The sequence below is a fragment of the Cereibacter azotoformans genome (assembly GCF_021391315.1).
GTDB lineage: Bacteria > Pseudomonadota > Alphaproteobacteria > Rhodobacterales > Rhodobacteraceae > Cereibacter_A > Cereibacter_A azotoformans.
Map to the genome: position 1 here is coordinate 688,893 of NZ_CP090022.1, position 14,140 is coordinate 703,032.

A 14,140-nucleotide genomic window follows, 5' to 3' on the forward strand; every position below is an offset into this window, starting at 1 on the left:
ACGTCGGTCACCTATGACGGCTACCATCCGGCAATCGGGCGACATCGTCGAGCAGACGACCTCGGTGTGCAGCCTTGTCTCGGCCGATGGCATCCGCTTCATGCTGACCTCGCCGGTCGCGAACTTCCTGGGCTTCACCGGAGGGGGCGTGATCCTCGTCGCGATGATCGGTGTCGGTCTTGCCGAGGAGTCCGGGCTCAACGACGCGATCCGCGCGGTGAACCCGGGCGCCGAGATCAGCGTGGCGGGCAACCTGTTCTTCATGATCGCGTTCTCGATCCTGATGGGCCTCATCTGCACCGTTCTGACCGAGCGCATCATCGAACCGCGCCTCGGACCCTACAGGGGCGGCGTGCCGGTCGAGGCGAGCCACGGCCTCTCGGGCAACGAGCAGCAGGGCCCGAGGAACGCGGGCCGGGCGCGCGGCGCGGGCACCATCGCCAACGTGACCGAGGCCATCGGCCTGATCGTGAAGGCCTGGGGCAACCTGGCGGGGATGATCTTCCTTCTGTTCGTGATCGCGAACCTCATCTCCTTCTTCAACTACATCAACCTTGCGACGGTTCTGGCCGTCAACCTTGCCGACCTTCTGCAAGACGCGCCGATCGGGCGCGCGGGCTTCATCGTCCTGTTCGTGCTGGTGGCGGCGATCATCGACATAATGGGCCGCGCTGAGACGCGTCGGCCCCGGATCTGTTTCGCAATGACCCTTGCCATGACGGAGAACGGAACATGAGGTCGCGCGCCATCCCGAACATCCTGCTCGCGGTGAGCCTTGTCGCCGTTCTGGCGGCCTGCGACGAAGAGGAGACCGCCGAAGCCGAGCCGATCCGCCCCGTCCGCACCGTCACCGTCGAAAAGCGGGTCATGGGCGAAACGATCACGCTGGCCGGAACGGTGGAAAGCCAGGTGCAGGCCGAGCTCGGCTTCCGGATCGGTGGCCGGCTGGCCGAGCGCCTGGTGAGCGTGGGCGACCGGATCGAGCCTGGCCAGCCGCTGGCCAGCCTCGATCCCACCGACGAGCGCAACGGCCTGCGCGCGGCCGAGGCCTCGCTGGCCGCAGCCGAGGGCCAGCTGACCGAGGCGCGGACCGAGTTCGGGCGGCAGCGCCAGCTTTACGACCGCGGCTTCGCCTCGCGCGCCGCCTATGACCGCGCCGAGACGGCGCTGACCACGGCCGAATCGGCCGCGGAAGCCGCACGGGCGCAGTACCTGATCGCCGCGCGCCGGCTGAACGACACGAGCCTCGTGGGCGATGCGCCCGGGCGCGTGACGGCGGTGGGTGCCGAGCCGGGCGAGGTCGTCACGGCCGGCCGGATGATCGTGCAGGTGGCGCGCGATGGCGGCAAGGACGCGGTCTTCGACGTGCCGGCCGCCGTTCTCGCCGCCAGCCCCGCCGATCCCGAGATCACGGTGGCGGTCTCGCAATCCCCCACCGTCAGCACGAAGGGCCGCATCCGCGAGGTAGCTCCCCGCGCCGATCCCTCGACCGGCACCTTCCGGATCCGCGTCGGGCTGATCAAGCCGCCGCCCGAGATGCGCCTCGGGACGGTGGTGACCGGGCAGGCCACGTTCGGCGACGCCGCGGGGATCGAGATCCCCGCCAGCGCCCTGACCGGAGGCAACGGACAGCCCGCGGTCTGGGTCGTCGATGCGGCCAGCGGAACCGTCGCCCTGCGCGAGATCGGCGTGGCGCGGTTCCTGCCGGCCTCGGTCACGGTGTCCGGCGGGCTGGAGCCGGGGGACATCGTTGTGACCGCGGGCGTGCAGGCGCTGCGCCCGGGTCAGGCCGTGCGTCTGGTGGAGGCCCGGCCATGATCGGGCCGAACCTGTCGGAATGGGCGCTGCGCAGCCGGCAGCTGACGATCTACATGATGATCGTCACGGTGATCGCGGGCGCCTTCGCCTTCATCAACCTCGGCCGGGACGAGGACCCCAGCTTCACCATCAAGACGATGCTGGTCACCGCCGTCTGGCCCGGCGCCACGCTGGAGGAAACCCAGACCCAGCTGACCGACCGGCTGGAGCGGCAGTTGCAGGAAACCACCGGGCTAGACGCGCTGCGCTCGATCACGCGGCCGGGGATCGTGACGATCTACGTCGATCTCGAGGTGGCCTTTCCCCCCGAACGCGTTCCCGAAGCCTGGCAGGAGGTGCGCAACGCGGTCGGCGACATCGCGCACACGCTGCCTCGGGGCGTGCTGGGGCCGTTCTTCAACGACAACTTCGGCGATGTCTTCGGCATCATCTACGCCTTTACCGCCGACGGCTTCAGCGACCGCGAGTTGCGCGACGAGGTCGATGTCGTGCGCTCGACGCTGCTGCGCGAGGTGCCTGCGATCTCGAGGATCGACTGGCTCGGCGTGCAGGACGAGCAGGTGCTGCTCGAGTTCCAGCCCGACCGGGTTGCCGCCATGCAGCTGGACTATGCCGCAATCTTCAACGCGGTGGCCGCGCAGAACGTGGTGCGCCCGGCGGGCGTCGTCACCACCGCGCAGGAAAACATCGCCCTGCGCGTCTCGGGCTCGTTCGAGACCGACGCCGACCTGCTCGACGTGTCGCTGGTGGCGGATGGGCGGATGATCCGGCTGGGCGACATCGCCTCGGCACGGCGCACGCTGTCCGACCCGCCCCAGCCCCTGCTGCGCGTCAACGGTCAGCGCGCCATCGCACTTGCGATCTCGATGCGCGAGGGGGGCGACATCCTCGATCTGGGAACCCGCGTCACGGCCGCCATGTCCGAGGCTTTGGCCAACCTGCCCATCGGGATCGAGCCGATCCTGATCTCGAACCAGCCCGCCGTGGTCAATCAGGCCATCGGCGAGTTCACCACCTCGCTCTGGCAGACGGTGGCCATCATCCTGACGGTCAGTTTCCTGATGCTCGGTGTGCGACCGGGCGCGGTGGTGGCCATTGCGATCCCGGTGACGCTGGCCGGCGTGTTCCTCGTGATGCAGACCCTGCAGATCGACCTGCACCGGGTCTCGCTCGGCGCGCTGATCATCGCGCTGGCGCTTCTGGTGGACGACGCCCTGACCACGGTGGACGCGATGCTGCGCCGGCTGGCGGCGGGCGACACGCTAAAGACCGCCGCGACCTTCGCCTACCGCAGCCTCGCCGCGCCCATGCTGACGGGGACGCTGATCACCATCGCGGGCTTCGTGCCCATCGGCTTTGCCGAGAGCACGGCGGGCGAATACACGATCTCGCTCTTTCTTGTCGTGGGGATCGCGCTGATCGCCTCGTGGCTCGTGGCCGTGCTCTTCACGCCGATCATCGGCTCGGTGCTGCTCAAGGCGCCCGCCACCGGCACGGCCGAGCCCGGCCCGGGGCGGATCATGCGGGGCTACCAGCGGTTCCTCGGCCAGGCGATCCGGTTCCGCTGGCTGACCTTCGCGGTCACGGCGGGACTGTTCGCGCTGGCCTGGGTGGGCCTCTCGCGGGTGGACCGGCAGTTCTTCCCCGCCTCGGACCGCAACGAGCTGATCGTCGATTTCCAGCTTCCGCGCTCGTCCTCGATCCTCGCCAGCGAGGATGCCGTGGCGCGGATCGAGGCGTTCATTGCGGCTTCGGGCGAGGCGCAATCCTGGACCTCCTATGTCGGGCGGAACGTGATCCGCTTCTACCTCTCGCTCGACATCCGGCCGCCCAGCGATCACCAGTCGCAGATCGTGGTGATGACGAAGGACTTCGCCGCGCGCGAGCGTCTCGAGGTTGCGCTCGAGGACTGGCTGGGCGACGCCTTCCCCGAGGCGATCAGCCGGGTCAGCCCGCTGCAACTGGGCCCCGTCACCGGATGGCCGGTGCAGTATCGCCTGAGCGGGCCGGACATCGAGGTCCTGCGCGCCCGTGCGCTGGATCTGGCCGGCATCGTCGCCAGCGAACCGGCCACGCGCCACATCCATTTCGACTGGATCGAGCCGGCGCGACAGGTGCGCATCGACGTCGATCAGGACCGCGCCCGCCGTCTCGGGCTGACCAGCGCTCAGCTGGCGGCGGTGCTCGACACCGCCGTGAGCGGCACCGCGATCAGCCAGCTGCGCGATGACATCCACCTGATCCCGATCGTCGCGCAGGCGGCGGCCGGCGACCGCCTCTCGCTCGACCGGCTCGAGACGCTGCAGGTGCCGGTGCCGGGCGGGCGCACGGTGGCGCTGGGGCAATTCGCCAACATCACCTTCCGGCAGGAGCAACCCTTCCTCTGGCGGCGCGACCGGCTGCCGACGCTCACGGTCCTTGCGGATGTAGCGCCGCAGGCTACGCCCGAGGCGGTGGTCGCGGCCCTTGCGCCGCAGATCGACGGGATGAATGCCGCCCTGCCGGCGGGATACGAGGTCGAGGTTGGCGGCACGGTGGAGACCAGCGCCGAAAGCCAGGATTCGGTGTTTGCGGTCGTGCCGTTGATGCTCTTCATCATGATCACGCTGCTGATGATCCAGCTCCAGAGCTTCCGCGACGCCGGCATGGTGCTTCTGCTGCTGCCCTTGGGCCTGATCGGGGTGGTGGGAACGCTGCTGGCCTTCGGCCGCCCGCTGGGGTTCGTCGCGATCCTCGGGATTCTCGCGCTGATCGGGATGATCGCGAAGAACGCGGTGATCCTGATCACACAGATCGATGCGGAGCGCAGCGCGGGCTTCGGCGTCAGGGATAGCGCGATCCGGGCCGCCACGAACCGCGCCCGTCCGCTGCTGCTGACGGCGCTTTCCACCGTGCTCGGCCTTCTGCCCATCGCGCCCACCCTGTTCTGGGGGCCGATGGCCTTCGCGATCATGGGCGGCCTTCTGGTGGCCACGCTTCTGACCCTGATCTTCCTGCCCACGCTCTATGTCGCGCTTTGCGGCGACGACGCCGATGCCGTCCCTGCCTGAGACCCGGGCCGAGGACGAGGCCTGCCTCGGCTGGTCCGGCATCAGCGACAAGGCCAGCTATTACCGGCTCTTCGCGGGCTATGTCGTGGCGCAGGTCGCGACCGGCATCGCCACCGTCGCCCTGACGCTTCTCGCCTTCAACCTGGCGGGCGACGAGGCGGGCGCGGTGATCGGCACGGCGCTGTCGCTGAAGATGCTGGCCTATGTGCTGGCCGCCCCGGTCGTCTCCATCCTGACCGCGGGCATCCGGCGCCGGCGCCTGCTGATCGCCCTCGATCTGTTGCGCGCCGGCTGCCTGCTGCTGCTGCCCTTCGTGGCCGCGGTCTGGCAGATCCACGCCATCGTCTTCGTCTTCGCGCTGGCCTCGGCAACCTTCACCTTCGTCTATCTGGCGGTGGTGCCCTATCTTCTGGGCGATGAGGCCGACTATTACAGGTCGCTGGCGCGCTCGCGGGTCGCGGCCGAACTCGAGGGGCCGATCAGTCCGCTTCTGGCCGGCCTCCTGATGGTCGTGCTGTCCGTCGCGGGGATCTTCACCCTGACGGCGGCGGGGTTCGTGCTCTCGGCGCTGCTGATCCGCGCGGCGCGGCTGCCCCACACCCCATTGCCACCCTCCGGCGGGGTCTGGCGCAGGCTGACGCGCGGGCCGCGGCTGTTCGTGGCGACGCCCGCCTTCCGGGCCATCATCGCGCTGGATGTGGTCGCAGCCCTCGGCACGGCGATGGTCATGGTCAACACCGTGGTGATCATCCAGGGGGTTCTCGACCGCGAGGTCGGCTCCACCGCCACGGCCTTCGCCTTCCTGGGCGGGGGCTCCATCCTCGGCGCGCTGGTGCTGCCGCTGGTTCTCCTGCGCATCAAGGATCGGCACGTGATGCTCGCTGGGGCGCTGATCGTGGTGGCGAGCCTTGCCTCCGGAGCTCTGGGCGTCGGGATCGCCGGCCTTCTGGTGCGCTGGACGGCGATCGGCTTTGGCGTGGTCTGGACGATCACGCCGGCCATCTACGTCATCCGCCGTCTGGCCCGGCCCTCCGATCTGCAGGCGATGATGGCCGCCCAGATGACGCTGGCAAATGTCTGCCTGCTGATCGCCTTTCCCGTCGCCGGGTTCCTCGGCGCATGGACGAGCATGCCGGCGACCTTCCTGATCCTCGCCGCCCTGTCGGGACTTGCCACGCTGATCATGATCCGGCTCTGGCCCGAGGATGTCACGCCCGACATCTGACGCCCGCGGCACGGCGAGCCGCGTCCGGGCTACTCCGCGGCATCCGGCAGAAGGACCGGCACGGGCAGATGCGCATCTCCCTCGAGGCTGTCGAGATCGAGGGTCGAGCGCTGGCCGACATGGACGAAGTTCTCCTCCAGCCACGCGTCCGCCCAGCCACGGCCCAGGTCGAACAGCTTGCGGAGGTAGTCCCACTCGGCGTTCAGCTTGCTCGACGCCACCAGATCCTGCACCTCGAGATCGGTATGGATCAGGTGCAGATATGTCCTCGTGTAGGTGCCGAGGTCGATGCCCTTCGCCTCGGCCACGCGCTGCATCAGGCCGATGGCGCGCAATTCCTTGACGAGGCTCGAGTTGAAGCTGATCTCGTTCACCCGGTTCATGATCTCGCGCGCGCTGCGCGGCAGGGCGTTGCGCACCAGAGGGTTGATCTGCACCACCACGATGTCGGGGCTGTCCTCGCTGATCAGCAGCGGGTAAAGGGCCGGGTTCCCGGTGAAGCCACCGTCCCAGTAGGCCTCGCCGTCGATCTCGACCGCGGGGAACATCTGGGGCAGGCAGGCCGAGGCCAGCACCGCGTCGGCCGTGATCTCGCCAGGATTGAAGACTCTCGGGCGGCCGGTGCGCACGTTGGTGGCCGTGACGTGGACGTGCAGCCCGGGCATGGTGTTCACCCGGCCGAAATCCACGCGCTTCACCAGTATGTTGCGTAGCGGATTGAGGTTCAGCGGATTGAGTTCGTAGGGCGAGAAGAGCCGGCTCAGCCCCTCGAAGAGCAGGAAGCCGGGCGACCGGTCGAGGCTGAAGTCGCCCGTCGCCCGTGCCAGCGGGCCGCGCTGGATCGGCGAGAACCGCGCGGCGTCGCTGACGTCCTTCCAGAAGCGGGTCAACGCATCGCGTGCGCCCTGCCGACCGGCCGAGGCCAGCCCGTCGGCCAGCACGACCGCGTTCATCGCGCCGGCGCTTGTGCCGCTGATGCCGGTGATCTCGAGGCGGTCATCTTCCAGAAGCCGGTCCAGCACGCCCCAGGTCAGCGCGCCATGCGAGCCTCCCCCTTGAAGAGCCAGGTTGATCGACTTGCGTTTGTTCGAGGTGCCTGCGGACATGGGATCTCCTGCTCGTGTGCTCGACGTCAGGGAACTGAATCCGGATCTCGGGAAACGATACCCTGCGTGCCGCGCCGCGACAACCGCCATCAGCGGCCCTCATCCTCGCCACGACCATCGTCGACAGCGGAACTCCACCGAACGTGCAGGAGACGGCGCACCGGCTGCTCCCTGCGCATAGCGTCAATCGCCGCGCAAATCGCGAATGTCGACGGGATCGTCCCGTGAGGCATGGCCATGCAAACGTGCAGCCCGGTCTTGCCAACCTACGGCACAGATCCGCCCGATTTTCGGCCCATTCCCGTCTCAGGGTGGAGCAAGCCAGGGACACGAGGGGAGCAATGGGGGCTGTCGCGGTACTGATCGACGGAGACAATCTGTCTGGCAAGCATGCCGCGCGGATTGTGGAGGTCGCGGCGGCGCTGGGTCGACCGACCGTGCAGCGGGTCTATGTCGACGCACAACGCCCCTGCGACTGGCACGCGGCGCGCGGATTTCGCCTCATGCACGCAGGGACGGGGAAGAACGCCTCGGATCTGTTGCTGGCGCTCGACGCGGTCGAACTGGCCCTGCGCGGGGACGCCGATCAATTCGTGATCGCCAGCTCGGATCGCGATTTCACTCATCTGGCGCTTCGATTGCGGGAATACGGGGCCTCGGTGACAGGCGTGGGCGAGGCCAAGACGCCGCAGTCCTTCCGCGCCGCCTGCGCCGATTTCATCGTGATCGGGTCGCAGCGTGTGGCTTCGTTGCCGACGCCGCTTCCCAAGGAGGCGCAAGGCGAGCTGGACCGAAAGATCGGGGCGCTGATGGCTGAGCAGGGATGTGTGAGCGAGGGCATGCGGATTGCGACCCTCGGCCCGCTGATGCACGCTCGGCACGGCACGCGCATCAGTACCTTTTTGGAACGCACCTGGCGGGCCTATCTGGCGGCGCGGCCCGAGCTATACGCGCTGGACCCGCGCGGTCCCGAAGCCCGGGTGCGACTGCGTCTAGGGAAGATCGGCGGGGCCGCCTGATGCACATGCCCGCCCCAGCGGTGCCAAGATTGCGCTATTGGTGACGTGCGACCTGAGCCCCTGTATCGACCGGCTTCAATGGCAATTGTGCCGATCTTGTATCGGCTTGGCGTGGGGCCACCACATCATCCATCTTCCTTGACCATGTGCATGAATGACTGATGGCTCAGGGCCTGCCCATCGGGCGGCCTCCCCGCAGTCAGATTTCGGTGGTGTCGGGCCTCCGCAACCAGTTCAAGCACAGACCGGCGTTGTTGCAGGAGACTCGAGGCGTGACTGCCCCCTTTCCCCGCCGACGTCAGGCGCCGCGGAGGATCTCGGCGGTGCCGAGTGCATTGAAGCGGTTGATGAGGGCGACGCGGATGTGGATCTCGGCGGTCTGGCGGTCGGGGTGCCTTGGCGTGGCGCGAGCCAGGCCATCTCCTTGTCGAGCCAGACCAGCAGCGACGCCAGCTTCAGCGGCGTGATCCGGTCCGCCAGCACGCCCGCGAAGACCAGCCCCGTGGCGCTCGTGAGCGTCGCCAGCGTGCAGGGGCCTCCGAAGGCGCCGTTGCTCAGCCCGAACTCGCCCCTCAGGGCCGCGTTGAACTGGGCGATGAAGGGGGTCTGGCCCGGCATGGTGGCCAGCGTCATCACGAGGTCGCCGGCGATCCAGCTGACCTGCCGCCCCGAGAGGTCGCTCAGGGGCGGCGTCGGTGTCGATGTCATTTCGGGACTATCCTCGGGTCCGCCGCGCCGTGTCGGCGCGCGCAACCGCCACAACGCACCAGACCCGCTTCGAGGTCCAGCCGTTTCACACCGATGTATGCGCCGAAGGCGCCCGGCCGTGGCGGCCGGACATCCTCCCCAGCCTCACCGATAGACGAGGATCGGGATGGTGCAGGAGCGGATCATGGCGGTGGTGGTCGAGCCGATGATCAGGCTGCGGATCCGGCTGTGGCCATAGGCGCCCATCACCAGCAGGTCGAAGCCCTCGGCCTCGATCTTCTCTTCGAGCGCCACCTCGGGCTCACCGGAAACGACGCAGGTCTCGGCCTCGATCCCCGCGGCCAGCAGCGTGCCGCGGGCGCGCTCCAGCTTGCGGTCAGCGTCGTCGCCGCCCGCGCAGGCCAGCGTGATCGCGAGATCGCGGAACACCGGGCTCGCCGCCATCCGGTCGATCGCCACGCGCGAGCTTGCGCCGCCATCAAAGGCCACCAGCACCTTGCGCACGGGCCGGTAGCCGGCGGTCGCGATGAAGACCGGCACCGTCGTCGCGCGCAGGATGCGCTCGAGGTTCGAGCCGAGATGGTCGCTGGCAAAGCCCGCCGCCTCGCCCCGCTTGCCCACCACGAGCGCGCGCACCGAAGGCTCGATCTCGGCCACCGTGTCGATCAGGTTGCCCTGCCGCAGATGGGGCACGGCCTCGACCCCTTCGGCCGCAAGGATCGCATGCGCATCGTCAAGGATCGCCCGCCCCTGCGCCTGCGCCAGCCGCGCGCGCTGCGCATCGAGCGAGGCGAGCTCCTCGAGCAGCGCGGTGCGTGCCCCCAGCGAGAGCGCGCCCGACCGGTCGCCGCGGTCCGCCGCCTCGCGCCGGCCCAGCACATGCAGCAGGTCCACCGGAAGCCCGAGCCGCTGTGCGATCCAGGCCGCGTGCAGGCAGACGCTGCGCGAAAAGCCCGAACCGTCGACCAGCGCCAGTATCCTGTCCGTCATCTCATCCTCCCTCAATGCGCCGTCAGCCGGTCCATGGCGCCGGGCTTGTCGTGGATGGCCAGCCGGTCCACCATGGTTTCCGAGGCCTCGTTCATGCCGATGATCCGCACCTGGGCGCCCTCGCGGCGGAACTTCAGCACCGCCATGTCCAGCGCCTGCACCGACGAGATGTCCCAGATATGGGCGCGGCTCACGTCGATGACCACGCGGTCGAGCGCCTCGCGGAAGTCGAAGGCCGCCATGAAATCCTCCACCGAGGCGTAGAACATCTGCCCCTCGACCCGGTAGATCCGTTCGCGCCCGTCCTTCGAGAGCTCCGAGGTGATGCGGAAGAGCTGCGCGATCTTGGCCGCGAAGAAGATCCCCGAGAGGAGCACGCCCACCAGAACGCCGATGGCGAGGTTGTGGGTCCAGACCACCGTGGCCACGGTCGCCAGCATCACGACCGAGGACGACCTCGGATGCGTGCGCAGCGCCTTCATCGACGACCACGAGAAGGTGCCGATCGAGACCATGATCATGATCGCCACCAGCGCCGCCATCGGGATCCGGCTGACGAGATCGCCCAGACCCACCACGAGGATCAGGAGGAAAACGCCGGCCACGAAGCACGACAGGCGCCCGCGCCCGCCCGACTTCACGTTGATCATCGACTGGCCGATCATGGCGCAGCCCGCCATGCCGCCGATGAAGCCCGTCGCGGTGTTGGCCAGACCCTGCCCGATGCACTCCTGATTGCGGTTCGAGCGCGTGTCGGTCAGCTCGTCCACGATGTTCTGCGTCATCAGGCTTTCCAGCAGCCCCACCACCGCGACGGCGATGGAATAGGGCAGGATGATCTGCAGCGTCTCGAAGGTCAGGGGGATGTCAGGGATCAGGAAGACCGGCAGCGTGTCAGGCAGCGCGCCCATGTCGCCCACCGTCCGCACATCCAGCCCCAGCGCCAGGGTGAGGGTCGTCAGCACGATGATGGTGACGAGCGGCGAGGGCACGGCGCGGGTGATCCGCGGGAAGAGGTAGATGATGGCCAGCCCCCCCGCCACCAGCAGGTAGGTCAGCGGCGGCACGGTCCGCGGATCGAGCTCCGGCAGTTGCGCCATGAAGATCAGGATCGCCAGCGCGTTGACGAAGCCCGTCATCACCGAGCGCGAGACATACCGCATGACGAAACCGAGCCGCAGGAAGCCCGCGCCGATCTGGATCAGCCCCGCCAGAACGGTGGCCGCCAGCAGATACTGAAGCCCGTGGTCGCGCACGAGTGTCACCATCAGCACGGCGGTTGCCGCGGTCGCGGCCGAGATCATCCCGGGCCGTCCGCCCGCGATGGCGGTGATGACGGCGATGGAGAACGAGGCGTAAAGCCCCACTTTCGGATCCACTCCGGCGATGATGGAGAAGGCGATGGCCTCGGGGATGAGGGCCAGCGCCACGACAAGACCCGACAGAAGATCGGCACGCACGTTGCCCAGCCAGTCCTGCCGGTAGGTGGAGAATGAAATCATGAATGTCCCGTTCCTGCCCGGCCGTGGCCTTCGGCCCGCCGGTGGATGTTCTGTCTGTTCTGATCGGTTGTCCGGCGGATCGGCGGCCGGAGGAGCCACCCGGGGATCGCACCCGGGTCCTGACGAATGGCCCGCCCTTAGCCCAACTGCGGAGCGATGCCAAGCGGCACGATCTTCGCGCCGGCGGTCTCGACGGCGTGCAAAGTCCGGCTCTGCCGCGCGGTGACGCAGTTCGAAGCACCCGGAGAATGGCCGCCTGCATCGTTGCCCGGCGATCAACATGTATCGGGCGACAGCGATACAAGAGGGTTCGGGATGTTCGACCGGAACACCCCGTAACAGGCGACGCCCATCGAGACGGAACGGGTTGCCGCGATTGCCAAGGCGATGGCGCATCCGGCTCGGGTGGAGATCAGCGCCGTCCTGCTGTCGATGCCAGGCTGCATCGGCGGGACATCGTGGATCAGGTCGGGCCGGCGCAATCGACGGTCTCGCAACATCTGCGGATCCTGAAGGCATCGGGGCTGGTTCACGGCACGATCGACCATCCCCGGATCTGCCATGCGCTCGACCCGACGGCCCTCGCGCCGTTGCGCGCGCTGCTCGACGCCATTGCCGCGCGTCACGCCGACGGTGACGCGCCCTGCTGCTACACCCCCCAAGGCTGCGTTCCCAGGGGGACCGCGCCATGACCGCACGTGTTCGCAACCTGCGGACGACCGATCCACGCCCACGCGGGGGGCAACGGCATGCCGATGGAACGTTCCGGGTCAGGCGACGAACACCTGATCTCCGTTCATCCATGTCTCGAGCACCCGGATGTTCCTGATGGTATCGGGGTCGACCCGCCTTGGGTCCTGTTCCAGGATCACGAGATCCGCCATCTTCCCGACTTCGAGGCTGCCGACCTCATGGTCCGAGAACAACTGCCAGGCGGCCTCCGAGGTCATCGCGCGGATCGCGGATTCGACGGATATGCGCTCTCCCGGATTGAGGACAAAGTCCGGTTCCTTCCACGTCCGGCGGGTCACGGCCATCTGGATCATGTGAAGAGGATCGGGTTCGGTCACCGTGAAGTCGGAATGGAGCGTGAAGCCGACACCGGCCTCCTCCACGCTGCGGCAGCGGTCAAGGTTGTTGACGCGCTCCGGGCCGAAGACGCGGTCGCGCATCCAGACACCCCAGAAATGGACATGCCCGATCAGGAAGCTCGCCGAGACGCCGAGGTCCTTCATGCGCGCGATCTGGTCGTCATGCAGCATGGAACAATGCTCGATCCGGGTGCGGATGAGGCTCATGTCGATGCCGGCATCGCGCACGGCCTCGCAGGCATCGAGCACCATGTCGATCCCGGCGTCGCCGTTCGCGTGAAGGGCGAGAGGCCAACCCTTCGCGGCGCGGTCGAGGGCGATGCTGGTCATCTCCTCGGGCGTCATGTAGGCGGTTCCGCGGCTGTCCGAGCCGAGATAGGGCTCTCGCTGGAGGCCGGTGAAGCCCTGGTTCGATCCGTCCGCGACGAGCTTGTAGCCCGTGATCCGTGCGAGGGCGTCGCCTGTGCCCGGCCCGATCCCCGACTCGTCCCAGGCAGAGGAACCGACGGTGTAGAAGGGATAGGCCCGGATGCGCGCCTTGAGCCGACCCGAGGCCGCCGCGCCAAGAACGATGGCCGCGTCCTCGGGTGAGCCGGTCAGCGTTCCCAGCGCCAGTTCGCTGACCGTGGTCAGACCGAGGCGGCCCCAGTCCGACAGCAGGTCGATCAGCGCCGTCACCGGATCGAGCCGTCCCATCGCCGGTGCTGCCGAGACAACCTTGAGGAAGGAGACGTTGTTCTTCATGACGCCGGTCAGCCGGCCCTCGGCGTCGCGGACGAACTCGGCGCCCGGCGGGTCGGGGATGTCCTCCGGGATGCCAGCCGCCTCGAAGGCCTTGCGATTGGCATAGGCAAGGTGACCCGAGGCGTTCATGACGAAGACCGGCACCTCTGTCGAGACGGCATCGAGTTCCGCGAAGGTCAGCGCTTCCGGTCCTTCCTGCAATGCGGGGTCGAAATTGCGGGCCAGTATCCACTCTCCCGGGGGCGTCCCTGGCACCAGCGATCGCAGGTGGTCGAGGATCTCCGCCGCCGTGCCAAAGCGCGATATGCCGACGTTCGTCATGATGCCGCCGACGGCGGCCCCCGAAACGACATGCGTGTGCGGCTCGATGAAGCCCGGCAGCATCGTGCGCCCCGCGAGATCGACCTCAACCGCATCTTCGCCGGCGGCGGCGCGCACGTCCTGAATGCTCCCGACCGCGATGATCCTGTCGCCCCGGATGGCAATGGCCTCAGCCTCGGAGAACGCCGCATCGACAGTCAGGATCGTCCCGCCGCTGAAGATCCTCGCAGGGGCGGTCTGCGCCCTGCTCCACGTCGGAAGCGCTGCGACGAGGCCCGTCAAGGCGGCGGTGCCCGACATGAAGGACCGGCGGTTGATCGGAAGTGTCGGTGGAAGTTGTGCCGCCGCCGTGCGGCGCACGCCTTTCAGGAAGCCGTCGAAGGCGCCACTGCAGCAAGGACATCCAAAGCTCTCGTTCATGTCGCCAGTCCTCCCACTGATCTGGTGAGAGGTTACACACGACCAGGACGTCCGTGAAGCGTGCTACAGTCCCGCCCAGCGGGATGATGGGGCGTCGTGAGCCATCCTGTACCGGGTCAAAAGAAGGGCTCTAGCCGCGCCATCTG

10 protein-coding genes, 1 pseudogene and 1 other annotated feature are annotated in these 14,140 nt (G+C 68.1%); of the genes and pseudogenes, 6 read left to right on the forward strand and 5 right to left on the reverse strand.

Annotation, left to right across the window (positions count from 1 at the left end; translation table 11 throughout):
* Positions 1-13: 13 nt before the first annotated feature.
* The 4 genes from LV780_RS21970 to LV780_RS18415 are packed head-to-tail and all read left to right on the forward strand — an operon-like array spanning position 14 to position 6,093.
* Positions 14-736, forward strand: coding sequence for an AbgT family transporter (locus LV780_RS21970; RefSeq protein WP_108222480.1), 723 nt, complete (start codon positions 14-16; stop codon positions 734-736).
* Positions 733-1,818: an efflux RND transporter periplasmic adaptor subunit gene (locus tag LV780_RS18405; RefSeq protein WP_108222481.1), complete on the forward strand. Its 1,086-nt coding sequence runs from the start codon at positions 733-735 to the stop codon at positions 1,816-1,818. The genes LV780_RS21970 and LV780_RS18405 overlap by 4 nt, the downstream gene beginning before the upstream one ends.
* Positions 1,815-4,868 (forward strand): efflux RND transporter permease subunit, encoded by a 3,054-nt coding sequence (locus LV780_RS18410; protein ID WP_108222482.1) that lies wholly within the window; start codon positions 1,815-1,817, stop codon positions 4,866-4,868. The genes LV780_RS18405 and LV780_RS18410 overlap by 4 nt, the downstream gene beginning before the upstream one ends.
* Positions 4,852-6,093: an MFS transporter gene (locus tag LV780_RS18415; RefSeq protein WP_233864050.1), complete on the forward strand. Its 1,242-nt coding sequence runs from the start codon at positions 4,852-4,854 to the stop codon at positions 6,091-6,093. The genes LV780_RS18410 and LV780_RS18415 overlap by 17 nt, the downstream gene beginning before the upstream one ends.
* A gap of 29 nt (positions 6,094-6,122) precedes the next feature.
* On the opposite strand, the gene LV780_RS18420 is transcribed toward LV780_RS18415, so the two are convergent.
* Positions 6,123-7,199, reverse strand: coding sequence for a patatin-like phospholipase family protein (locus LV780_RS18420; RefSeq protein ID WP_011910397.1), 1,077 nt, complete (start codon positions 7,197-7,199; stop codon positions 6,123-6,125).
* Between the two features lie 341 nt (positions 7,200-7,540).
* Here LV780_RS18420 and LV780_RS18425 point away from each other — a divergent pair, with 341 nt between their 5' ends.
* On the forward strand, positions 7,541-8,218 hold the full coding sequence (locus tag LV780_RS18425) for an NYN domain-containing protein (RefSeq protein ID WP_108222483.1): 678 nt from the start codon (positions 7,541-7,543) through the stop codon (positions 8,216-8,218).
* A 298-nt stretch (positions 8,219-8,516) separates the two neighbouring features.
* Here the strand turns inward: LV780_RS18425 and LV780_RS18430 are convergent.
* From LV780_RS18430 to LV780_RS18440, 3 genes and pseudogenes are all read right to left on the reverse strand, one after another.
* Positions 8,517-8,627, reverse strand: a pseudogene (locus tag LV780_RS18430) (IS5/IS1182 family transposase); the annotation flags it as partial.
* A 443-nt stretch (positions 8,628-9,070) separates the two neighbouring features.
* Positions 9,071-9,916, reverse strand: a complete 846-nt coding sequence (locus LV780_RS18435) for a universal stress protein (protein WP_108222484.1) — start codon at positions 9,914-9,916, stop codon at positions 9,071-9,073.
* A gap of 11 nt (positions 9,917-9,927) precedes the next feature.
* Positions 9,928-11,418: a SulP family inorganic anion transporter gene (locus LV780_RS18440; protein ID WP_117345079.1), complete on the reverse strand. Its 1,491-nt coding sequence runs from the start codon at positions 11,416-11,418 to the stop codon at positions 9,928-9,930.
* A gap of 65 nt (positions 11,419-11,483) precedes the next feature.
* Positions 11,484-11,541: a sequence feature (sul1 is cis-regulatory element that is thought to sense ions involved in sulfur or methionine metabolism; They are found in Alphaproteobacteria), on the reverse strand.
* Positions 11,542-11,876: 335 nt separating this feature from the next.
* Here LV780_RS18440 and LV780_RS18445 point away from each other — a divergent pair.
* Entirely contained in the window at positions 11,877-12,110 is a 234-nt protein-coding gene (locus tag LV780_RS18445) for an ArsR/SmtB family transcription factor (RefSeq protein WP_233864052.1), read from the forward strand.
* A 78-nt stretch (positions 12,111-12,188) separates the two neighbouring features.
* On the opposite strand, the gene LV780_RS18450 is transcribed toward LV780_RS18445, so the two are convergent.
* Positions 12,189-13,994 carry an amidohydrolase gene (locus LV780_RS18450; protein ID WP_117345078.1) on the reverse strand — a complete coding sequence of 602 codons (1,806 nt, stop codon included), beginning with the start codon at positions 13,992-13,994 and terminating at the stop codon, positions 12,189-12,191.
* Positions 13,995-14,140: the final 146 nt, after the last annotated feature.

Coding starts and splice junctions, on each gene's coding strand:
- LV780_RS21970 (WP_108222480.1), top strand. CDS start 14: ATGACGGCTACCATCCGGCAATCGGGCGACATCGTCGAGCAGACGACC.
- LV780_RS18410 (WP_108222482.1), top strand. CDS start 1,815: ATGATCGGGCCGAACCTGTCGGAATGGGCGCTGCGCAGCCGGCAGCTG.
- LV780_RS18405 (WP_108222481.1), top strand. CDS start 733: ATGAGGTCGCGCGCCATCCCGAACATCCTGCTCGCGGTGAGCCTTGTC.
- LV780_RS18415 (WP_233864050.1), top strand. CDS start 4,852: ATGCCGTCCCTGCCTGAGACCCGGGCCGAGGACGAGGCCTGCCTCGGC.
- LV780_RS18420 (WP_011910397.1), bottom strand. CDS start 7,199: ATGTCCGCAGGCACCTCGAACAAACGCAAGTCGATCAACCTGGCTCTT.
- LV780_RS18425 (WP_108222483.1), top strand. CDS start 7,541: ATGGGGGCTGTCGCGGTACTGATCGACGGAGACAATCTGTCTGGCAAG.
- LV780_RS18440 (WP_117345079.1), bottom strand. CDS start 11,418: ATGATTTCATTCTCCACCTACCGGCAGGACTGGCTGGGCAACGTGCGT.
- LV780_RS18450 (WP_117345078.1), bottom strand. CDS start 13,994: ATGAACGAGAGCTTTGGATGTCCTTGCTGCAGTGGCGCCTTCGACGGC.
- LV780_RS18435 (WP_108222484.1), bottom strand. CDS start 9,916: ATGACGGACAGGATACTGGCGCTGGTCGACGGTTCGGGCTTTTCGCGC.